This is a genomic window from Glycomyces sp. NRRL B-16210, from assembly GCF_000719515.1.
GTDB lineage: Bacteria > Actinomycetota > Actinomycetes > Mycobacteriales > Micromonosporaceae > Glycomyces.
Map to the genome: position 1 here is coordinate 1 of NZ_JOGR01000009.1, position 19705 is coordinate 19705.

At 70.2% G+C, this 19705-nt stretch carries 19 protein-coding genes; 12 read left to right on the plus strand and 7 right to left on the minus strand.

The features are described from left to right. The first annotated feature begins 399 nt into the window (after positions 1–399). The gene (locus tag IF12_RS0113315) at positions 400–1569 is read left to right on the plus strand and encodes an ROK family transcriptional regulator (protein WP_030158984.1); all 1170 of its coding nucleotides are present in this window, start codon (positions 400–402) and stop codon (positions 1567–1569) included. A gap of 65 nt (positions 1570–1634) precedes the next feature. On the opposite strand, the gene IF12_RS23055 is transcribed toward IF12_RS0113315, so the two are convergent. Together IF12_RS23055 and IF12_RS0113325 are read right to left on the minus strand one after the other, a co-directional pair. Further along, positions 1635–2663, minus strand: a complete 1029-nt coding sequence (locus IF12_RS23055; protein ID WP_035749068.1) for an ABC transporter permease subunit — start codon at positions 2661–2663, stop codon at positions 1635–1637. After that, positions 2660–3691 carry an ABC transporter ATP-binding protein gene (locus tag IF12_RS0113325; protein WP_051704359.1) on the minus strand — a complete coding sequence of 344 codons (1032 nt, stop codon included), beginning with the start codon at positions 3689–3691 and terminating at the stop codon, positions 2660–2662. Before IF12_RS0113325 ends, IF12_RS23055 begins: the two co-directional genes overlap by 4 nt. A gap of 276 nt (positions 3692–3967) precedes the next feature. Here IF12_RS0113325 and IF12_RS0113330 point away from each other — a divergent pair, with 276 nt between their 5' ends. Further along, positions 3968–4759 carry an ABC transporter ATP-binding protein gene (locus IF12_RS0113330; RefSeq protein WP_035749069.1) on the plus strand — a complete coding sequence of 264 codons (792 nt, stop codon included), beginning with the start codon at positions 3968–3970 and terminating at the stop codon, positions 4757–4759. Between the two features lie 437 nt (positions 4760–5196). Beyond that, the gene (locus IF12_RS24175) at positions 5197–6579 is read left to right on the plus strand and encodes an alpha/beta hydrolase (protein WP_051704360.1); all 1383 of its coding nucleotides are present in this window, start codon (positions 5197–5199) and stop codon (positions 6577–6579) included. A 27-nt stretch (positions 6580–6606) separates the two neighbouring features. Here IF12_RS24175 and lipB read toward each other — a convergent pair whose 3' ends face one another. Continuing rightward, positions 6607–7377: a lipoyl(octanoyl) transferase LipB gene (lipB, locus tag IF12_RS0113340; RefSeq protein ID WP_081913573.1), complete on the minus strand. Its 771-nt coding sequence runs from the start codon at positions 7375–7377 to the stop codon at positions 6607–6609. Positions 7378–7631: 254 nt separating this feature from the next. Between lipB and IF12_RS0113345 the strand changes: the two genes are divergently transcribed. The 6 genes from IF12_RS0113345 (at position 7632) to IF12_RS0113370 (ending at position 12647) form a co-directional block, all read left to right on the plus strand. Next, positions 7632–8384, plus strand: a complete 753-nt coding sequence (locus IF12_RS0113345) for an amino acid ABC transporter ATP-binding protein (RefSeq protein ID WP_030158998.1) — start codon at positions 7632–7634, stop codon at positions 8382–8384. Between the two features lie 47 nt (positions 8385–8431). After that, positions 8432–9373 carry a glutamate ABC transporter substrate-binding protein gene (locus IF12_RS0113350; RefSeq protein WP_051704361.1) on the plus strand — a complete coding sequence of 314 codons (942 nt, stop codon included), beginning with the start codon at positions 8432–8434 and terminating at the stop codon, positions 9371–9373. Between the two features lie 66 nt (positions 9374–9439). Continuing rightward, positions 9440–10096, plus strand: a complete 657-nt coding sequence (locus tag IF12_RS0113355; protein ID WP_051704362.1) for an amino acid ABC transporter permease — start codon at positions 9440–9442, stop codon at positions 10094–10096. 13 nt (positions 10097–10109) lie between these two features. Next, positions 10110–11009: an amino acid ABC transporter permease gene (locus IF12_RS0113360; RefSeq protein ID WP_030159006.1), complete on the plus strand. Its 900-nt coding sequence runs from the start codon at positions 10110–10112 to the stop codon at positions 11007–11009. Between the two features lie 129 nt (positions 11010–11138). After that, a complete protein-coding gene (locus tag IF12_RS0113365) occupies positions 11139–12107 on the plus strand; it encodes an ATP-binding protein (RefSeq protein WP_030159009.1) in 969 nt (322 codons plus the stop codon). A gap of 129 nt (positions 12108–12236) precedes the next feature. Next, positions 12237–12647, plus strand: a complete 411-nt coding sequence (locus tag IF12_RS0113370; RefSeq protein ID WP_030159012.1) for an SCO5389 family protein — start codon at positions 12237–12239, stop codon at positions 12645–12647. 57 nt (positions 12648–12704) lie between these two features. Here the strand turns inward: IF12_RS0113370 and IF12_RS0113375 are convergent, their stop codons facing one another. The 4 genes from IF12_RS0113375 to IF12_RS0113390 all read right to left on the minus strand — a co-directional run bounded on the left by IF12_RS0113375 (position 12705) and on the right by IF12_RS0113390 (position 14572). Further along, a complete protein-coding gene (locus IF12_RS0113375) occupies positions 12705–13454 on the minus strand; it encodes a TetR/AcrR family transcriptional regulator (protein ID WP_197034709.1) in 750 nt (249 codons plus the stop codon). A gap of 18 nt (positions 13455–13472) precedes the next feature. Beyond that, positions 13473–13877, minus strand: coding sequence for a hypothetical protein (locus tag IF12_RS0113380; protein WP_030159017.1), 405 nt, complete (start codon positions 13875–13877; stop codon positions 13473–13475). 177 nt (positions 13878–14054) lie between these two features. Further along, the gene (locus IF12_RS0113385) at positions 14055–14336 is read right to left on the minus strand and encodes a hypothetical protein (protein ID WP_030159020.1); all 282 of its coding nucleotides are present in this window, start codon (positions 14334–14336) and stop codon (positions 14055–14057) included. Continuing rightward, positions 14336–14572, minus strand: coding sequence for a hypothetical protein (locus IF12_RS0113390; protein ID WP_030159023.1), 237 nt, complete (start codon positions 14570–14572; stop codon positions 14336–14338). The genes IF12_RS0113385 and IF12_RS0113390 overlap by 1 nt, the downstream gene beginning before the upstream one ends. 93 nt (positions 14573–14665) lie before the next feature. Here IF12_RS0113390 and hisF point away from each other — a divergent pair, with 93 nt between their 5' ends. The 3 genes from hisF to IF12_RS0113405 all read left to right on the plus strand — a co-directional run bounded on the left by hisF (position 14666) and on the right by IF12_RS0113405 (position 19589). Further along, on the plus strand, positions 14666–15430 hold the full coding sequence (gene hisF / locus IF12_RS0113395; protein ID WP_030159026.1) for an imidazole glycerol phosphate synthase subunit HisF: 765 nt from the start codon (positions 14666–14668) through the stop codon (positions 15428–15430). A 392-nt stretch (positions 15431–15822) separates the two neighbouring features. Continuing rightward, entirely contained in the window at positions 15823–17766 is a 1944-nt protein-coding gene (locus tag IF12_RS0113400; protein ID WP_197034710.1) for an ABC transporter ATP-binding protein, read from the plus strand. Then, positions 17763–19589 (plus strand): ABC transporter ATP-binding protein, encoded by a 1827-nt coding sequence (locus IF12_RS0113405; RefSeq protein ID WP_081913574.1) that lies wholly within the window; start codon positions 17763–17765, stop codon positions 19587–19589. Before IF12_RS0113400 ends, IF12_RS0113405 begins: the two co-directional genes overlap by 4 nt. The last annotated feature ends 116 nt before the right edge of the window (positions 19590–19705 follow it).

A 19705-nucleotide genomic window follows, 5' to 3' on the forward strand; every position in this document is an offset into this window, starting at 1 on the left:
TCCCTAACCCCCACCCTCCCGAGAGGGGAAGGAAGTCTGGCGCAAGCGTTGCTCGGGCCACCGACAGGAATCGGGCCGAAAAGCCGCCGGGCGGCGGTTGTTCACCGGAAAGCGTGAGTGAAGGCGAACAATCGTCGGTGCGGTGCGGTGCGGTGCGGTGCGGTGCGGTGCGGTGCGGTGCGGTGCGGTGCGGTGCGGTGCGGTGCGGTGCGGTGCGGTGCGGTGCGGTGCGGGTGCGGTGCGGTGCGGTGCGGTGCGGTGCGGTGCGGTGCGGTGAGCGCAGCCGGATCGGATCGCTGTAGGGCGTCCGCAGGCCGAATTCGGGCCCGTGCGTGCCGGTGAAAGCGGTCGCATGGATCGTCCGTGGATAATGTGGGCTCGGAGGAGAAGGAAGAGCCAATGCCGAAGAGCCACACCCCCGGGGTGCCCAAGCTGCTGCGCGTCCTCAACGACCAGGCCGCGCTCAAGCTGCTGCTCGAGGACGGCCCGCAGACCCGGGCCCAACTCGCCGAGCGCACCTCGATGTCCAAGGTCACCGCCTCCCAGATGATGGAGCGCCTCCAAGGGCGCGGCCTCGTCGAGGTCATCGGCTCCAAATCCGGCGGCCGCGGCCCCAACGCCTCCCTGTACGCGGCCGTCCCCACCTTCACCTACGTCGTCGGCGTCGAGGTCGGGCCCGTGACCACCAAAGGCGCCTGCGCCGACTTCACCGGCCGCATCGTCGGCCGCGCCGAGATCGACGTGGAGGGCTCCACCGACCCGGTCGCGGTCGTGCGCCGCGTCGTCACCGACTCCGTCGCCGACGCCGGGATCGAGATGGCCAAGGTCAAGCGGATCGTCCTCGGCACCCCCGGCGTCATCGACCCCGGCAGCGGCGAGATCGGCTTCTCCTGGAACCTCCCGGCCTGGCACCGCGGCCTGCGCACCGCCCTCAACGAGGAGTTCGCCCCCACCGTCGCCATCGAGAACGACGTCAACCTCGCCACCATCGCCGAGCAGCGCTCCGGCGGCGCCGGCGGCGCCTCCGACTTCGTGTACGCGTGGTTCGGCGGCGGCCTCGGCCTCGGCGTCATCCTCAACGGACGGCTCTACCGCGGCGCCAGCGGCGCGGCCGGTGAGATCGGGTTCCTGCCCGTGCCCGGCGGCGACCTGCCCACCGGCGGCGTCGTCACCCGCCTCTCCAAAGGCTCCTACCAGCGCGTCATCGGCGGCGACGCCGTCCTCGACATCGGCGCCAAGCACGGCTTCGACGCCGCCGAACCCGGCGAGATCCTGCGCGCGGCCATCGCCGCGGGCGAGGCGGGCACCGCCTGCCTCGACGAGATCGCCCGCGGCATCGCCCTCGGCATCGTCGCCGTCTGCGTCCTGCTCGACCCCACCGTCGTCGTCCTCGGCGGCCCGGTCGGTTACGCCGGCGGGCTCGAACTCGCAGGCCGCGTCGCCGCCCAGACCTCCCAGCTCGCCCCCGTCACCCCGAGCGTCGTCGCCGGCGCGGTCGTCGAAGAGCCCGTCATGCGCGGCGCGATCCTCCACGGCCTCGACGGCGTGCGCGAAAGCCTCTTCGACTGAGCAACCGCCCCGAGAACACCGCTGCCGCCGTCGCAATGCGACGGCGGCAGCGAAATCACTACCCGCTAACCGACGTCGCGGCGCCGGAACACCAAGGTCGCCAGCAGCGCGAAGCCCAGCACCACCGCGCCGAGCAGCAGCCCCGCCTCGGTCGCCTTGATCACCATGATGTCGGCCGTGCCGTCGAAGTTCGAAGCGCTCCAGTCGTACAACTCGATGCGCCCGTTCACCCACGCCGTCACCCACGTGTACAGCGAGAGCCGGTCGGGGAACGGCATCCGCAACGCCATGCCCGCCACCCGCACCAGCATGTCGCCGACGATCAGGTACCCCGCGATCACGCCGCCCGCGATCGCCGTGTGCCGCCCCAGCATCGCCAGCGACGCACCGAGCACCGTCATCCCCAGCGTCAGCGCCACCGTGCGGCCCAGCACCTGGAGGGTCTCCTCCCACCAGGCCGCGTCCAGCGTCCCGACCTCGCCGCGCGCCGCGGCCGCCACGAAGAGCAGCCCGAACGCCAGCGCCAGCACCCCGATCACCACCGCCGCGCAGACCGCGCACGAGGCCGCGAGCTTCACACCCCACACCCGCAACCGGTTCGGATGCCACACCAGCAGGTTCGACATGCCGCCGCTCGACCACTCGGCGCCGATCGCCGACGACGCCAGCAGCATCATCACCAGGCCCGCCACGATCGCCAGCCCGATAAGCATCACCACGCCCTCCTCGGAGAGGTCGAACGTGTACGACCACAGGAAGTCCTCAGCCGTGTAGCCGGGACTGCCGACGTACCACTCGCACCGCTCCTGCTGCGTCAGCTCCTCGAAGCCGGGCTCCTCGGCGGTCCACTCCCAACCGGGGCCCTCGAAGAACGCCTCGTCGGCCATGCATTCGGCGTACTCGCCGTGGTACTCGGCGTTCATGGCGTCGGCCTGCGCCTGCGCCTCGGCCAGGGCCGACTCGGTCGGGCCCTTGCTCGAACTGAAGAAGGTCACCACCGACACGACCAGCACCGCGGCCACGACGAGGATGCCGAAGATCAACGACAGGCGGCGGCGCACGATCCGCCGCAGTTCCGCTTTGAACAGGTTCACCGCTCCACACCCTCCACCTGGACATCGACCGGCGGATCGCCGACCGGCACCGCCGCGGGCGGCACCACCGACTGCCCGATCTGGACGGTCCCGCCGGGAGTCGGCGCCGTCCCGGTCAACTCCAGGAACACCGACTCCAGGTTCTTCGTCTCCGTCGTCAACTCCGACAGGTAGATCCCCGCGTCGGCGAGCGTGTGCGTCACCCACGCCGCCTCGGGCGCGCCGGTCACCACCAGCCGCTCCCGGTCGATCGCGGCCGACACCCCCTCCTCGGCGGTGAGCGCCAGGGCCGCCTCCGGCAGCGAGGCCGCGTCCGGGAACCGGACGCTCAGGCTCGTCCCCGAATGGCCCGCGAGGATGTCGGCGACCTTGCCGTCCACGATCCGGCGGCCCCGCGACACGATCGTCATCGCGTCGCACAACTGCTGCACCTCCGACAGCAGGTGCGAGCTGACCACCACCGTCACGCCCTGCGAATGCGCGAGCCACTGCAACAGCTCGCGCATGTGGTGGATCCCGGCCGGGTCCAGGCCGTTCGCGGGCTCGTCGAGGATGAGCAGCCGCGGCTGCTTCAGCAGCGCCTGCGCGACCGCGAGGCGCTGGCGCATCCCCAGGGAGTAGCCGCGGACCGAGACCTTCGCGGCCTCGCGCAGGCCGACCTGCTCCAGGACCTCGTCGACGCGGGTCCGTGGGAGGCCCGCGCTCTCGGCGAGGAGCTGGAGCGTCAGGCGCCCGGAGAAGTGCTTGAAGAACTGCGGGGACTCGACCACGGCGCCGATGCGGGAGACCACCTGCGGCAGGAGCTGGGGCACCGCCTCGCCGAAGATCCGCATGGTCCCGCCGTCGACGCGGATGAGGCCCAGCAGGGCCCGCAGCGTGGTGGTCTTCCCCGAGCCGTTGGGCCCGAGGAAGCCGTGCACCTGGCCGGCGGCGACCTCCAGGTCGAGGCCGTCCAAGGCGTGGTGCGGCTGCCGGAAGGCCCTCTTGTAGGTCTTCCGCAGCCCCGATATCTCGATGATGGGGGGCATGTACTCGATTCCAGTCTTCAGTGGAGCGGACGGGGCCGGGGCCCCGCCGAGTGGGCATCGGCACTAATCAGACGCCGCTGGAGGCGGCGGCGTTGCACTGCGCGGCGTAGGCGGCGCGGAGTTCGCCCGGCCGACGGCGCCGCTCGCGGACGAGGCCGCGCCGCGACCGCGACCTCGGACCGGCGAAGCCGACACGCGAGGTCCGCGCGTGTGTCCTACGGCCGCCGCGCGGGCCGCCCGCGTTCGAGAGTCGGCGGTCCGTGGTTTCATTGACCCGTGGCTCAGTCTGAACGCGTCCTCGACCTGTCCGGCGTCACCGTCCGTCGCGGCGGCAACCAGCTCCTCGACGGCGTCGACTGGCAAGTCGACGCCGACCAGCGCTGGGTCATCCTCGGCCCGAACGGCGCGGGGAAGACGACGCTGCTCAACCTAGCGGCAGCCCGCAACCACCCGACCTCGGGCGTGGTCGACATCCTCGGCGAGCGCCTGGGCCGGGTCGACGTCTTCGAGCTGCGTCCGCGCATCGGCCTGTCCACCACGGCCGTCGCCGACGCGATCCCCAACGACGAGAAGGCCTTCGACGTCGTGCGCACCGCCGCCTGGGGCATGATGGGCCGCTGGCGCGAGGAGTACGACCCGGAGGACGACGAGCGGGCCGCCTCGCTGCTGCGCTGGCTCGGCGTCGCGCAGCTGGCCGACCGGCTGTACGGGACGCTCTCGGAGGGCGAGCGCAAGCGGGTGCTCATCGCCCGCGCGCTCATGACCGACCCGGAGCTGCTGCTGCTGGACGAGCCGGCGGCCGGGCTCGACCTGGGCGCCCGCGAGGCCCTGGTGGCGACGCTCGCCGGGCTCGCCCGCGACGCGGAGGCGCCGGCGCTGGTGCTGGTCACGCATCACGTGGAGGAGATCCCGCCGGGCTTCACGCACGCGCTGATCCTGTCGGCGGGCGGCGTGATCGCCGCGGGCCCGATCGGCGAGGCGCTGACCTCCGAGACGCTGTCGAAGGCCTTCGGCCTCCCGCTGACCCTCACCGCGAACGGCAGCCGCTTCACCGCCACCGCCGCCTGACCGGCCGCGTCGAACCGGCTGTATCCAGAGCGGCCCCGCCGCATTGTCGTACCCACGAGGCACCCTGTATATCGGGGGCCCGAAGCACGGCTCCCGGACACGACAGGCGTGCCCGCCGAACCGCCCGCCGATGTGAATCGCGCCACCGTCGGCACCGCTTCGGGCACGAATTGTCGTACCCCGGTGTCAGGGTTTTTGACCGGGGGCCGCGAATTCGGTTCCTGGTGACTCTCGGCGTGCCCGCGATCCGGCCGCATCCGGTTTCCACCGGTTCCGGTCGCCGCGACAGGCCGCATCCTCGTGCCGGAATCGTCGCCGGGAGGCGCGAGATCCGGCGTCCCGGGGCGTCCCCGGCGCCCGCGAGCGGCCGTTTCCCGAGGCCGCCTTCACACTCGCAGCGTTCGCCGCGCTCCTCCCGCCTCGGTTAGGCTGACCCGGTGAGATTCCGGTGGTGGCGCGCGACGGTCCTGACGGCCGTCGCCGCTTTGGCGCTCGTCTACCTCGCCGGCCTCACCCGCATCGGCGGGGCCGAGGCCGAGCAGCTCCACGAGGTCCCCACCCTCACCGCCGACCCCGCAGCAGAGCTCGCGGCCCTCCGCGACGCCGCCCCGGTCACCGGCGACGATCCCGAGGCCGCCCTCGAAGCGGCCCTCGCCGACCCCGAGGCCACCGCCGACCTCACCGCCGCCAGGCCCACCGCCGACTCAGGCGAACTCGGCGCCGCCCTCGCCGAACTCCGGGCCGCGGGCGGCGGCCTCGACCCGGTCGAGGTCAACGCCTTCTTCACCGACCTCGGCGAAGCGCCGACCGCCTGGCTCGCCGTCCTCTACCCCTCGCTCGTCGCCGAGCTGCCCGGGGCGCCCTTCGACGCCCGCATCGCCGCGAACCGGCTCGTGCTCGAATCCACCACCGCCGCCTCGACCGCCTACGCCGGCCCCGAGCGCCCCTGGACGGCGGGCGCCGAGCGCCCGCCCCGCGAGGAACTCGCCTCCCTCATCGGCACCGACCGGCAGTTCCTCTACCTCGACCCGTACAACAACGCCGGCGACGGCTCCTGGATCGAGGTCGTCGGCGACCTCCACACCGCCGCGAACGTCGCCGTCCTCGTCCCCGGCGGCTCGGCCGTGCTCTCCAGCGAGAACTTCGACCTCTACTACAAACGCGCCAAGTCCTTCGTCGACGCCGCCGACGGCGACCTCGCGATCGTCGTCTGGGCCGCCGCCTCCTGGCCCTCGGGCTGGGTCGAGGAGTCCTGGGCCTCCTGGTCCCAGGTCGCCGCCGAGAGCCTCGCGGCCTTCACCTTCGACCTGCGCAACCAGATCGGCGCCGACACCCCGCTCACTCTCGCCGGGCACTCCTACGGCGGCGCCGTCATCGGCTACTCCGAGACTCGGGACGTGCAGGCCGACCAGGTCCTCCACATCGCCTCGGCCGGCATGGGCAACGACGTCTACAGCCCCGCCGACTACACCGAGCCGTGCCGCTCCCGCTTCTCGATCACCGCCCCCGGCGACCCGATCTCCTACGTCCAGGGCATGCCGTACGTGCCGCTGCTGGGCCACGGCGCCGACCCCGACGACTTCCCCGGCGTGCGCAACCTCGCCGCCGGGAACCTCTCCGACGCCCCCGACGCGGTCGACGACTACGGGCTCAGCCTCGCCGACCAGGGCATCTCGGGCAAGCCCGTCGAAGGCGTCCACTCGCACTCGGAGATCTTCTACCCCGAGTCCGACGCCTGGAACAACATCCTCAAGGTCTTGCTCAACGAGGACCCGCAGCTCGCCGACGAGCAGCCCGAGGCCTACGCCGACTGCGTCTGACGCGAAGCGCGACCGAGCCCAGGTCGCTCAGTCCTGTTCGAGCAGCATCCCCAGGTGCTTCTCGACCACCGGCAGGACCTCCTCGACGGTGACCTCGCGGCCCAGCTCGCGCGACAGGCTCGTGACGTCCGCGTCGGTGATCGCGCACGGCGCGATCCGGTCCCAGTACGTCATGTCCGGGTTGCAGTTGAGCGCGAAGCCGTGCATGGTCGTCGCCCAGCGCACTCGCACCCCGATCGCGCAGATCTTCCGCTCCGGTCCCTTGTCGTCGGCCGGCAGCCACACGCCGGTGCGGTCGTGCATCCGCCCGCGAGCCGAGGCCACCCCGAACTCGTGGCAGACCGCCGCGATCATGTCCTCGACGCGGCGCACGTAGCCGACCACGTCGACCTTCCTGCGCATCTTGACGATCGGGTACCCGACGATCTGGCCCGGCCCGTGCCAGGTGATCTGGCCGCCCCGGTCGACCGTGACCACCGGCGTGCCGTCCTGCGGCAGCGCCCACGTCTCGGTGCGCCGCCCGGCGGTGTACACGCTCGGATGCTGGAGGAGGAGTACGGTGTCGCCGATCTCGTCGTCGATCCGGCGCTGCTGGAGCTCCTTCTGGTAGTCCCAGGCCTCCTGGTAGTCGACCAGGCCTCGCTTCTCGACGGTGATCCCGTCGGCCGTGACGAACTGAACCGAGGGGTCGGTGCCGCCCCCGACAGTGCTCGCCTCGACGGTGCTGCCCTCAACCGTGCTCGCCTCAACCGTGCTGCCTTCAACCGCGGTTCGCGCGGATTCCACTGGTGCGGTCATGGTTCGACCCTAATCCCGAAGGGGCCGCAACGGCCACCGGAGGCCACGTGCGTCACGCGTGTTCCCGGGAGGCTTCGTTCCCGTTATGAGCGGGTCGTTCTTTATGATGCCGTTACTTAATTGCAGACTAGTTGCGGCCCTGCGCCGCCCCGAGAACTGCGCGTGAGCTGTCACACTACTATGCCTAGGGTACTTAAAGCCCAATCCGCTCGCCCCGCGCCAGTCGAGGGTTGCAAACGACCACAGGGATACGAATGGAATCAACGCCGAAGGCTCCGATGGTCACCATCTCCGGGGTCAACAAGCACTTCGGGGAGCTGCACGCGCTCAAGGACATCGATCTGACCGTGGGCGACGGCGAGGTGGTGGTCCTCATCGGACCGTCCGGCTCCGGCAAGTCCACGCTGTGCCGGACGATCAACCGCCTCGAAGTCGTCGACTCCGGCACGATCACCGTGGACGGCAAGCCGCTCCCGGCCGAAGGCCGCGCGCTCGCCAACCTGCGGGCCGACGTCGGCATGGTCTTCCAGCACTTCAACCTGTTCGCGCACTTGACGGTCATGCAGAACATCACGCTCGGCCCGCTCAAGGTGCGCCGCACGCCCAAGGCCGAGGCCAACGAGCGCGCCCGCCAGCTCCTCGACCGCGTCGGCCTCGCCGACAAGGCCGACGTCTACCCCTCGCAGCTCTCCGGCGGGCAGCAGCAGCGCGTCGCGATCGCCCGCGGCCTCGCCATGGACCCCAAGCTCATGATGTTCGACGAGCCGACCTCCGCGCTCGACCCCGAGATGATCAACGAGGTCCTCGACGTCATGCAGGACCTCGCCCGCGAAGGCATGACCATGGTCGTGGTCACCCACGAGATGGGCTTCGCCCGCCGCGCGGCCAACCGGGTCGTGTTCATGGCCGAGGGGCAGATCGTGGAGACCGCGACCCCCGACGAGTTCTTCGACGACCCGAAGACCGCACGCGCCCAGGACTTCCTGTCCAAGGTCATGACCCACTGAGCCACAAGAACACCACACTGTTCGCCCCATAAGGAAAGGAAACCGCCATGCGCGCATTCCGCAAGGCAGCCGCGGCCACCGCGGCCGCGGCACTCTTGGCCCTCGGCGCCTGTTCAGGCGAGGCCAGCCAGGAGCAGGAGAAGCAGGACGAGCTGGAGGAGTCGGTAGGCTCCTACGTGCTGGAGCAGGCCGAGGAGATCCCCGCGGGCTTCATCCAGGACATCCAGGACAAGGGCTTCCTCACCGTCGGCGTCAAGTTCGACCAGCCGCTGATCGGCCAGAAGAACACCGCCACCGGCAAGATCGAGGGCATCGACGCCGAGATCGCGCGTCTGCTGACCCAGTACATCTTCGGTGAGGTCGTCGAGGAGGGCGACGACGCGACCCTGAAGTTCGTCGAGACCACCTCGCAGAACCGCGAGACGTACGTCAACGACGGCACCGTCGACGTGGTCATCGCCTCCTACTCGATGTACCCCGAGCGCCTCGACTCCTTCGACTTCGCCGGCCCGTACTTCGAGACCGGCCAGAACGTCATGGTCGCGGCCGACAACACCGACATCAACTCCGTGGCCGACCTCGCCGGCAAGCGCGTGTGCATCGCCGAGGGCTCCGGCTCGATCGGCAACCTCGAGGCCGAGAACCCCGAGGCCGACATCACGCCGCTCGCCGACTACGCCGCCTGCGCCCAGGCGCTGGAGAACGGCCAGACCGACGCGGTCAGCACCGACGAGACCATCCTGTACGGCTTCACCGTCGACAAGCCGGACGCCTTCCGCGTCCTGGACTCGGCGAACATCTTCACCGAAGAGCCCTACGGCATCGCGATGCCGTTCGGCGAGACCGACGCCCGCCTGTTCATCGACGGCATGATCTCCGAGATCATCGACAACGGCGACTGGCAGAAGGCCTTCGACCTCACCTTCGGCGCCGCCGGAATGCAGACCCCGGCCGCACTGCCCGTCCCGCTCAACTACGAAGCCAAGTAGACCGTTCGGCGCAGCGGTGGCGGTCGCGCAAGCGGCCGCCACCGCCCGCCCGATGGAGGAGACCGCTTGTTCGACAATTTCGACCTGATGGTCGCGGCCCTGTGGGCGGGCATGCGCACCACGGTGTGGGTCACCCTCGCCAGCTACGCAATCGCCCTGTTCATCGGCATGATCCTGGTGGTCATGCACGTCAGCCCCGCCCTTCCGGCCCGCTGGGCCGCCAACGCCTACACGCAGCTGTTCCGCAACGTCCCGCTCCTGGCCGTCCTGTTCATCATGTACTTCGGCCTGCCCAGCGTCGGGATCGTCGCCGACAACTGGGTCTGGGCGCTGCTCGGACTCGGCATGTACACCGGGGCGTTCGTCGGCGAGACCCTTCGCAGCGGCATCAACTCGATCCCGCTGGGGCAGGCCGAGGCCGCCCGCTCGATCGGGCTCACCTTCAGCCAGTCCCTCGGCGGCGTGATCCTGCCCCAGGCCGTGCGGGTGGTCATCCCGCCGCTCGGCTCGCTCCTCATCGCACTGGTCAAGAACAGCGCCCTCGTGCTGGCCATCGGCGTGCCGGAGCTGACTGCGCAGTCGCGGCGGCTCATCGAGGACACGCAGAGCCGCTTCGACCTGTGGGGGGTCATCATCGGCGTGACCGTCAGCTACCTGCTGATCGCCTTCGTCCTCAGCTATCTGGTGCGGTTCGTTGAAAAACGCACCGCCTTCGTCCGATGAGAGCGGGTGACTCATGAGCAGAAGACAGCAAGAGAGCACGGTCCTGTTCGACGCGCTCGGCCCCAGGGGCAGGCGCAACTCGGCCATCGCCTCCCTCATCTCGGCGGTGGTCATCATCGCCGTCCTCGCCTTCGCGGCCGTCCAGCTCAACGCCGAGGGCTTCTTCGAGGCCTCCCGCTGGGCCAACCCGCTCGACGTCCTGGTCGTCAAGACCACCTGGATCCCGGCCATCCTCGACACGCTCCTCGCGTTCGTGCTCGGCTCGGTCGTGGCCCTCTTCCTCGGCGTGGTGTTCGGGTTCGGCCGGATCTCCCGGTTCGCGCTGACCCGCTGGGCCTCCACCGGTTACGTCCAGTTCTTCCGGTCCCTGCCGCTGGTGCTGCTCATCTGGGTCACCTTCACCATCGACGGGCGCCTCGGCTTCACCAGCGAGGTCCTCGGCTGGAGCGGCGACACGCGGCGCCTGACGTTCCTGGTCCTGGGCCTGGGCATCTACAACGGCGCGGTCCTGGCCGAGATCCTGCGGGCGGGCGTGGCGGCCCTGCCCCCGGGCCAGGCCATGGCCGGCCACGCGGTCGGCCTGCGCCACGGCCAGGTGCAGCGCCTCGTGGTGCTGCCCCAGGTGCTGCGGAACATGCTCCCGGCGGTCCTGGCGCAGCTGGTGATCCTCCTCAAGGACACCTCGCTCGGTTACGTCATCACCTACCCCGAGCTGCTGCACTCGGCCAAGATCGTCGGCAACGACTACGGCAGGTCCTACCTCCAGGCGCTCATCATCGCCGCGCTCATCTACTTCGTGCTGGCGTACGCCCTCTCGAAGCTGGTGGTGCTCGTCGAGCGGCGCCTGCGCAAGAAGACCGCCGCCCCCGCCAGGGCGGTCCAGCAGATCGAGACCTCCGCCGTCGCGGAGTGACCGCACCGCTTCAGGGCCCCATCGCGTCAAGCGGTGGGGCCCTTGGCGTATGAGCAGAACTCACTTCAGGGCTCTGCTACCCTCCTTTTGAAATCAACAACCATTTTCAATTGGTGGGGGATCAACGCGATGAAAATCGCCTTCGTCGGCAAGGGCGGCTCGGGCAAGACCACGATGGCCTCGCTGTTCGCCAGGCGCGCAGCGGCGCTCGGCCACCCGGTCATGGCCGTGGACGCCGACATCAACCAGCACCTCGCGGCCGCGCTCGGACTCGACCCCGAGGCCGCCGCCATGGGCCCGGTCCTCGGCGAGCACCTGGGGGACATCAAGGAGTACCTGCGGGGGAGCAACCCGCTCGTCCCCTCCGCCGACCTCATGCTCAAGACCACGCCGCCCGGGCCCGGCTCGCGGCTGCTCACCGTCCGCGAGTCGAACCCCGTCCTCGACCGGCTCTTCACCGAGCACGAGGGCATCCGCTTCGCCGCCACCGGCGGCTTCGTGGACGACGACCTCGGCGTCTCCTGCTACCACTCCAAAGTGGGCGCCGTCGAGCTGCTGCTCAACCACCTGGTCGACGGGACCGACGAATACGTCGTCGTCGACATGGTCGCCGGTGCCGAGGCCTTCGCCTCCGGCATGTTCACCCGCTTCGACCACACCTTCCTGGTGTGCGAGCCGACCCTGCGCAGCGTCGGCGTCTACAAGCAGTACCTCGGCTATGCCGAGGACTACGACGTGGACATCGCCGTGATCGGCAACAAGATCGACGACGCCGACGACGTCGCGTTCCTGCGCGAGCACGTCGGCGACGCGCTGCTGGGCTGGTGCGCGCGCTCGCGGTACGTCAAGGCCGCCGAACGCGGCCGCGTCGGGCCCGTCGAGTCGCTCGAACCGGAGAACCTCGCCGTCATCGACGCCGCGCGCGAGCGGGCCGCGGCCGGCGGCAAGGACTGGGGGAAGTTCACCCGCCAGGCCCACGAGTTCCACCGCCGGGCCGCCCGGGCCTGGGGCAACGACCGCGCCGGGGTCGATCTGGCCGACCAGATCGTGCCCGGATACGTCCTCGGGGAGCACCTGCTCCAGGCGCAGCCGGTCTGACCGGCCGCACAGCGCCGTGCGGTCCGCTCTGGACGGTGCGCCTCCGCGAACCCGTCTGCGTCCACTACTTGACAGCGGGCGGGGACCGGACCGAGCACAATGAACCGATTCGAACCGAGAGGAGTACGCATGTCCCTTGACGTCTCTGAAGACCTGCTCGCCAAGGCCGAAACGGGGGAGGTCGGCGACGCCGACTTCATCGACTGCGTGAAGCAGTCGCTGCCGTTCGCATGGGAGCTCATCGCGAAAGTCGTGAACGACCTGAAGAACGGGGTCGTCTCGTCGAGCGGCTCGACGCAGTTCGCCGACAACACCACGCCGCCGCCGGACGAGCAGGCCCGCGGGCAGCTGCTGCGGGTCCTGGCCTCGGACGCGATGCGGGGGGCGCTGGAGCGCCACTACGGCGTGAAGCTCGCGTTCCAGAACTGCCACCGGATCGCGGCGTTCCCCGTGTCCGAGGTCGACTCGGACACCTACCGGAAGTTCATCTCGCCGCGCGGGCAGCTGCTCAACCAGTCGCCGGAACTGCGCGACTGCTGAGCCGGTGCCGAGCGAAGGCCGGCGGGACCGAACGGTCCCGCCGGCCTTCGGCGTCGGTCAGGCCGGGCGGCGCGTGATCAGGAAGTCCCTGACGAGCTCTTCACCCTGCTTCACCAAGGGCCGCAGGATCTTCAGGCGCGAGAGGGCGACGACGCGGGCGGCTAGCGGCGCGGTGCGCCGGGCGAGCTCGCGGGACTTCTCCTGGTCGGGGGAGGCGTCGTAGACCCAGTACAGGACCACGACCATCTGGTGCAGCCACAGCATCTCGGGCAGGATGTCGGCCATGTCGCGCGGAACCTTGGTCTTCGAGCCCTCCAAGACCTCCCGGTAGAGGGCGATGTCGCGGTCGCGGCTCTCGGTCGAGTCCGCCGAGAACGGGCTCAGCGGGCTGGAGGGGTCGGCGGCGTTCCTGAAGAACTGGCCGGCGAACGCGTGGTAGGGCCCGGCGATGTCGAGCCATGCGACCAGGGCCGCCTCGATCCGGTCGGCCAGGGTCTCCTTGCCGTCGAGGAGCTGCGGGGTGAGCTCGGCGTGGCGGGTCGTGGCCTGCTCGTAGAAGCCCTGGATGAGGTGCTCCTTGGACTTGAAGTAGTAGTACGCGTTGCCCACGGACACCCCGGCTTCGGCGGCTATCGCCCGCATCGTGGTCTTGTCGTAGCCGCGTTCGGCGAACATGTCGAGGGCGACTTCGATGATGCGCTGCCGCGTCCGCTCGCCCTTCGTGGAGGGGCGGGCGGATGCGGTGGCCGACTCCGGGCCGGTGCCCGTGTCGCCGGGACTCGATGGTGTCGAAGCAGTTGCGCTCACGCGGCGATCCTACTTGGGTCAGGCGCCGTAGGGCCGGGGTCGCTGGGGCGGCTCCATGGCCGAGAGGGCGCGGGCGTCGACGTGGGCCCGCTTGCGGAAGCCGTTGAGCACGATGATGTTGAGGACGTGCAGGACGCCGAGGACCAGGAGCACGGCGCCGACCTTGACGGCGACGGTCTCGAAGACGCCGCGGGCGTCGGGGATGGGGGCGCTGGTCCGCAGCCACAGTGCGACGAACCCGAAGTTCAAGAGGTAGAAGGCGACCTGGAGGAGCCGGTTGACGGCGCGGGCGAGCTGCTCGTCGCCGGCGAAGACGTCCTTGATGAAGTGGTAGCCGTTGGCACCGAGGGTGCGGGCGACCCAGACGGTGAGGGGGACGGCGACGACGAGATAGGCGGTGTAGGCGATGACCGTCATGTCCATGACAGGCTCCGATCTGTGCGGGGGCTCAGTGAGTTGAACATGTTCAACTTCCATTTCAAGCTACCGCACCTTCTTGAACATGTTCAAGATTTGGAGGAGAAGTATCGCGTACGACACAGTCGGCCCTCCTCCGCTCGGCGGAGGAGGGCCGACTGTGTCGTACGCGTGGGCGGGTGGTCAGCGAGTCATGGCCCCGGCGAGGTAGCCGTGCACCTCTTCGAGGTCGGCGTCGTCGATGCGGCCGCGAGGATCGCTGAGCGCGGCCAGGGGAAGCGAAAGGAGCAGCGGGAACGCGAGGTGGCCTCCCTTGACGGGGATGCTGGGGGCGATTCCCGCCGTCGCGAGCAGCGGTGCGACGAGCACTCGGTTCATCCCGAAGTTGAACAGCTCCGAGCTGATCACGACGACCGGCCCCATCTGATCGGCGTCGAGCCGATCGCGGATCTCTCCCGGTCGCATCAGCCGTTGTCCCCGTAGATGACGCGGTCGACATCGGCCTGGTACTTCGCCATGTACTCGGGGTCGTAGTGGGGCGGACCGCCGTCGGGTCCCGCGAACTTGGCGAGGCTGGCGGCGTACGCCGCCTTCTCGATCGCCGGCCGGGCGTACGCGGCGAGCGTCTTCCCGTCGCGCTCAGCCGCATCCTTCAACTGCTTGTAGGCGTGATCTGAGATGTTCACCGTGATCGTCTTCATAACAGCAACCATAACAGGAATCGTAAATTAGGCGACCGTATCGACGGTGGAGCGACACGCGGGCGGGAGCGGTCCTATCGCTAGAGTTGCGGCATGAGTGTTGCGGTGCGAGTGATCCCCTGCCTGGACGTGGACGCCGGGCGGGTCGTCAAGGGCGTCAACTTCGAGAACCTGCGCGACGCGGGCGACCCGGTGGCGCTCGCCGCCGCGTACGACGCGGCGGGGGCCGACGAGCTGACCTTCCTCGACGTCAGCGCCTCCTCCGGCGACCGCGCGACCATGTACGACGTCGTCGCCCGCACCGCCGAGCAGGTGTTCATCCCGCTGACCGTCGGCGGCGGCGTGCGCACGCCCGAGGATGTGGACCGGCTGCTGCGCGCCGGGGCCGACAAGGTCGGCATCAACACCGCCGCGATCCTCCGGCCCGAGGTCATCTCGGAGATCGCCGAGCGGTTCGGCAACCAGGTCCTCGTCCTGTCGGCCGATGTCGCCTCGGGGCGCGAGACCGATTCGGGCTGGGAGGTCACCACGCACGGCGGCCAGAAGCGGTCGACCGGGCTCGACGCGGTCGAGTGGTGCGCGCGGGCGGCCGAACTGGGGGCGGGGGAGATCCTGCTCAACTCGATCGACTCGGACGGCATGAAGCGCGGTTTCGACCTCGACCTCATCGCCGCGGTGCGCGCCGCGGTGAGCATCCCCGTGATCGCCTCGGGCGGGGCGGGCAAGGCCGCCGACTTCCCGCCGGCGGTGGACGCGGGTGCCGACGCGGTGCTCGCGGCCTCGATCTTCCACTTCGGCGACGTCGCGATCAGCGAGGTCAAGCAGGAACTGCGCGAAGCCGGCCACCCGGTCCGCTGACCGCGGCCCTTTCGGCTCGCCGGCGGCGCCTCACACCTTAGGGTGACACGGCGGCCGCCGGGGCCGGTTCTTGTCGTACCCGGGCGGGAATGTTGGGGCTACCTTTCCCCGGGAGGGTGGGGGATAGGGATGGTAATCAGTAAGCGGTAGTGCGCCGAATCTGTCGGTGGTTCGCCGTCTGGCGCGGCCCGGGAATGCCCGACTTCCGATCGCCGTTGCACCAGTGGGTTCCGCAACCGGCGCAACACCGGTCACGGCACTTTCGCCCCCCGCGCGCCTGCGCCCTCCGCGAATCCGGGTGGCGTCCGTCGGCGGCGCGAGGCATCATTGCTACCGATTGCCTGCCGACCGGCTAGGAACCCGCCTGGCGACACCCACCGACCGGAGAACCAATGACGCTGCCCACCGGCGACGCCGCACCGACCGCAGCCGAACAGACCACCGACGCCCGCATCCTCCGCCGCGGACTGCGCAACATCGGCGCCATGATCCGAATCGCGCCCAAGCCGTTCGCCGTCGCCGCCCTCGGCGCCATGGTCAACACCGCCCTGACCCTCTTCCTCTCCTTCGTCATCGGCTGGGTCGTCGCCGAGATCGCCGTCCCCGCCTACGAGAACGGCGAAGTCGCCCTCGGCTCCGTCGTCATCGGCGTCGCCGCCCTCCTCGGCACCTCGATCATCCGCTTCTCCTCCATGTGCGCCCGCCGCATCGGCGCCGGGGTCATGATGTTCGGCGTCCAGGCCCACTGGCGCCGCCGAATCACCCGCCGCTACCTCGCCCTCCCCGTCTCCTGGCACCAGAAGCACCCCACCGGCACCCTCCTTTCGAACGCCAACGCCGACGTCGAGGCCGCCACCCGCCCCCTCGCCCCGCTCCCCTTCGCCTGCGGCACCCTCTTCATGGTCGCCATCGCCATGGTCGCGTTCTTCTCCATCGACTGGGCCGTCGCCCTCGTCGCCCTCGCCATGTTCCCGACCCTGTTCGCCCTCAACGCCCTCTTCGCCACCAAGATGGCCCCCCGCGCCAAACGCGCCCAGGAACTGCGCGCCGAAGTCTCCGCCGTCGGCCACGAGTCCTTCGACGGCGCCCTCGTCGTCAAGGCCATGGGCCGCGAAGCCGCCGAGACCGAACGCTTCAGCGCCTCCGCCACCGAGCTGCGCGACGCTATGATCGGCGTCGGCCGCCTGCGCGCCGCCTTCGAACCGGCCATCGCCGGACTCCCCGAGATCGGCGTCATCCTCGCCCTCCTCGTCGGCCTCGCCCGCTTCCAGGCCGGCGCGATCGACCTCGGCCAGCTCGTCACCGTCGCCTTCATGTTCTCCGTCCTCGCCCTCCCCGTCCGCGCCATCGGCTGGGTCCTCGGCGACCTCCCCGGCTCCGTCGTCGGCCGCGAACGCGTCGACCACGTCCTCGCCGCCACCGGCGACATGACTTACGGCGACAAGGAACTCCAAGACACCGGCGCCGCCGCCGAACTCGCCTTCGACCACGTCGCCTACGCCTACCCCGACGGCCACGAAGCCCTCACCGACGTCAGCTTCACCGTCGAGCCCGGCAGCACCGTCGCCCTCGTCGGCGCCACCGGCTCCGGCAAATCCACCCTCGCCCACCTCGCCGCCCGCCTCATCGACCCCGCCCGCGGCACCGTCCGCCTCGACGGCGAGGACCTCCGCGACCTCACCCACGCCGCCCTCGCCCGCAACACCGCCCTCGTCCAGCAGATCCCGTTCGTCTTCGACGACACCGTCCGCGCCAACCTCTCCCTCGACCGCGCCGGCCTCGACGACGACCGCCTCTGGGACGCCCTCGTCGCCGCCGGAGCCGAGAAGTTCACCGCCTCCCTCGACGACGGCCTCGACACCGAAGTCGGCGAACGGGGCACCACCCTCTCCGGCGGCCAGCGCCAGCGACTCACCCTCGCCCGCGCCCTCGCCGGCAGACCCCGCCTCCTCGTCCTCGACGACGCCACCAGCGCCGTCGACCCGAAGGTCGAGTCCCAGATCCTCTCGGGCCTCAAGCACTCCTCCGAGTCGGCCAGCGTCCTCGTCGTCGCCTACCGCAGGGCCACCATCGCCCTCGCCGACCGCGTCGTCTTCCTCGAAGACGGCCGCATCACCGCCCAGGGCACCCACACCGGGCTGCTCCGGGACCACCGCCCGTACGCCGAACTCGTGACCGCCTACGAGCGGGCCGAGGCCGAGCGCGAATTCGACAGTGAGTTCAAGGACGGCGAACTCAAAGACGGCGAGTTCCACGACGCCGAATACGGCGACAGCGCATTCAGCGGCGGCGAGTTCAACAAAAGCGAGTTCAACGACGAGGAGACCGCGGCGTGAGCGCGCAGCAGCCAGACACCGAAAAGCGGGCCCCCGAGCAGCGGGCCGCCGCCCCCGCGGACGCCCCGCCCGGCCCCTGGGAGACCGTCAAGCGCGGCCTCCGGCTCTCGCCCGAACTGCGCCGCGGCCTCGGCTTCACCGTGTTCCTCGCCGCCGTCACCGCCCTGGGCCGCCTGGTCGTGCCCATCGGCGCCCAGCAGATCCTCGACAAGGGCATCCTCGGCGAAGGCGGCCCCGACCTCGGGTACGTCACCGTGGTCGCCGCCATCGGCGTGGCCGCCCTGCTCCTGACCACCGCGGCGAACTACCTGATGAACCGGCGCCTGTTCGTCGTCTCCGAGCACGCGCTGGCGAACCTGCGCCGCAAGACCTTCCGGCATATCCACGACCTGTCGATGCTGCACCAGCAGTCGGAGCGGCGCGGGTCGCTCACCGCGCGCGTGACGACCGATATCGACCAGGTGAGCCAGTTCCTCCAGCAGGGCGGCATGATCCTGGTGACCTCGACGGCGCAGATCATCGTCGCCACCGTGGTCATGTTCGTCTACTCCTGGCAGCTCGCGATCGCGGTGTGGATCGTGTTCATCCCCGTGACCTGGCTGATCAAATGGCTTCAGGGGCACCTGGCTTCGGCCTACACGCAGGTGCGCGGGAGCGTCTCGCGGATGCTGTCGGCCGTCTCGGAGTCGGTGGTCGGCGCGGGCACGGTGCGCGCGTACGGGGTCGGGCGGCGCACCAGCGAGCGCCTGGACGCCTCGATCGACGAGCACCGCAAGGACCAGACCCGCGCGATCAGCCGCTCGGCGTTCTCCTTCGGCGCGGGCGAACTCGTCTACCTGGGCGTCAACGCGGTCGTGGTGGTCCTGGGGGCGTTCCTGGTCGCGAACGGCTCGATGACGGTCGGCGCCCTGACGGCGTTCCTGTTCCTGGTCGTGCTCTTCACCCAGCCCATCGTCATCGGCACCGAGACGCTCAACGAGGCCCAGAACGCGGTCTCGGGCTGGCGGCGGGTGCTCGACATCATCGACACCGCGCCCGACGTGGCCGACCCGGTTGACGGCGTGGACCTTCCTGAAGGCCCGCTCGGGGTCCGCTTCGAAGGCGTCCGGTTCTCCTATCCGGGCGGCGAGGAGGTTTTGCACGGGATCGACGTCGAGATCCGGCCGCACTCGAAGGTGGCCGTGGTCGGCGAGACCGGTTCGGGCAAGACCACGTTCGCGAAGCTGCTGACGCGCCTGATGGACCCGACCTCGGGCCATGTGGTCCTCGGCGGGATGCCGCTCACCGACGTCACGTTCGCCTCACTGCGCGGGCGCGTGACGATGGTGCCGCAGGAGGGGTTCTTGTTCAACGGGACCCTGGCGCGCAACGTCCGGTTCGCCAAGCCCGAGTTGACGGACGCGGAGATCTACGTGGCGTTCGCGGAGCTGGGGCTCCAAGACTGGGTCGAGGCGCTCTCGGGCGGCCTGGAGACCGAGCTGGGGGAGAGCGGTGCGAACCTGAGCGTCGGTGAGCGCCAACTGGTCTCGCTGGTGCGCGCCTACGTGGCCGACCCGGACCTGCTGGTCCTGGACGAGGCCACGAGCGCGGTGGACCCGGCGACGGAGCTGCGGCTCTCGGCCGCACTGGACGCGGTGACCCGCGGTCGCACCACGGTGATCATCGCCCACCGCCTGTCGACGGCGGAGACCTCGGACGAGGTCCTGGTCTTCGACTCCGGCTGCCTCGTCCAGCAGGGCCCGCACGCCGAACTCGCCGCCGAGGAGGGCTCGGTCTACGCGGGGCTCCACGGCTCCTGGGTCGAGCAGACCCGCTCGAACTAGCGGGCGGGACTGGCCGGATCGCATGAGCGAGCCGGCCGGACCCGCTCCGACCGGCGAGCGGGGCAGGTCTGCTCGAACCGGCGATGTAGCCGATTGGATTGGATTGGCGGGTCGGG

Coding starts and splice junctions, on each gene's coding strand:
- IF12_RS0113315 (WP_030158984.1), top strand. CDS start 400: ATGCCGAAGAGCCACACCCCCGGGGTGCCCAAGCTGCTGCGCGTCCTC.
- IF12_RS0113325 (WP_051704359.1), bottom strand. CDS start 3,691: ATGCCCCCCATCATCGAGATATCGGGGCTGCGGAAGACCTACAAGAGG.
- lipB (WP_081913573.1), bottom strand. CDS start 7,377: ATGACCGCACCAGTGGAATCCGCGCGAACCGCGGTTGAAGGCAGCACG.
- IF12_RS0113345 (WP_030158998.1), top strand. CDS start 7,632: ATGGAATCAACGCCGAAGGCTCCGATGGTCACCATCTCCGGGGTCAAC.
- IF12_RS0113350 (WP_051704361.1), top strand. CDS start 8,432: ATGCGCGCATTCCGCAAGGCAGCCGCGGCCACCGCGGCCGCGGCACTC.
- IF12_RS0113360 (WP_030159006.1), top strand. CDS start 10,110: ATGAGCAGAAGACAGCAAGAGAGCACGGTCCTGTTCGACGCGCTCGGC.
- IF12_RS0113365 (WP_030159009.1), top strand. CDS start 11,139: ATGAAAATCGCCTTCGTCGGCAAGGGCGGCTCGGGCAAGACCACGATG.
- IF12_RS0113370 (WP_030159012.1), top strand. CDS start 12,237: ATGTCCCTTGACGTCTCTGAAGACCTGCTCGCCAAGGCCGAAACGGGG.
- IF12_RS0113380 (WP_030159017.1), bottom strand. CDS start 13,877: ATGGACATGACGGTCATCGCCTACACCGCCTATCTCGTCGTCGCCGTC.
- IF12_RS0113385 (WP_030159020.1), bottom strand. CDS start 14,336: ATGCGACCGGGAGAGATCCGCGATCGGCTCGACGCCGATCAGATGGGG.
- IF12_RS0113390 (WP_030159023.1), bottom strand. CDS start 14,572: ATGAAGACGATCACGGTGAACATCTCAGATCACGCCTACAAGCAGTTG.
- hisF (WP_030159026.1), top strand. CDS start 14,666: ATGAGTGTTGCGGTGCGAGTGATCCCCTGCCTGGACGTGGACGCCGGG.
- IF12_RS0113400 (WP_197034710.1), top strand. CDS start 15,823: ATGACGCTGCCCACCGGCGACGCCGCACCGACCGCAGCCGAACAGACC.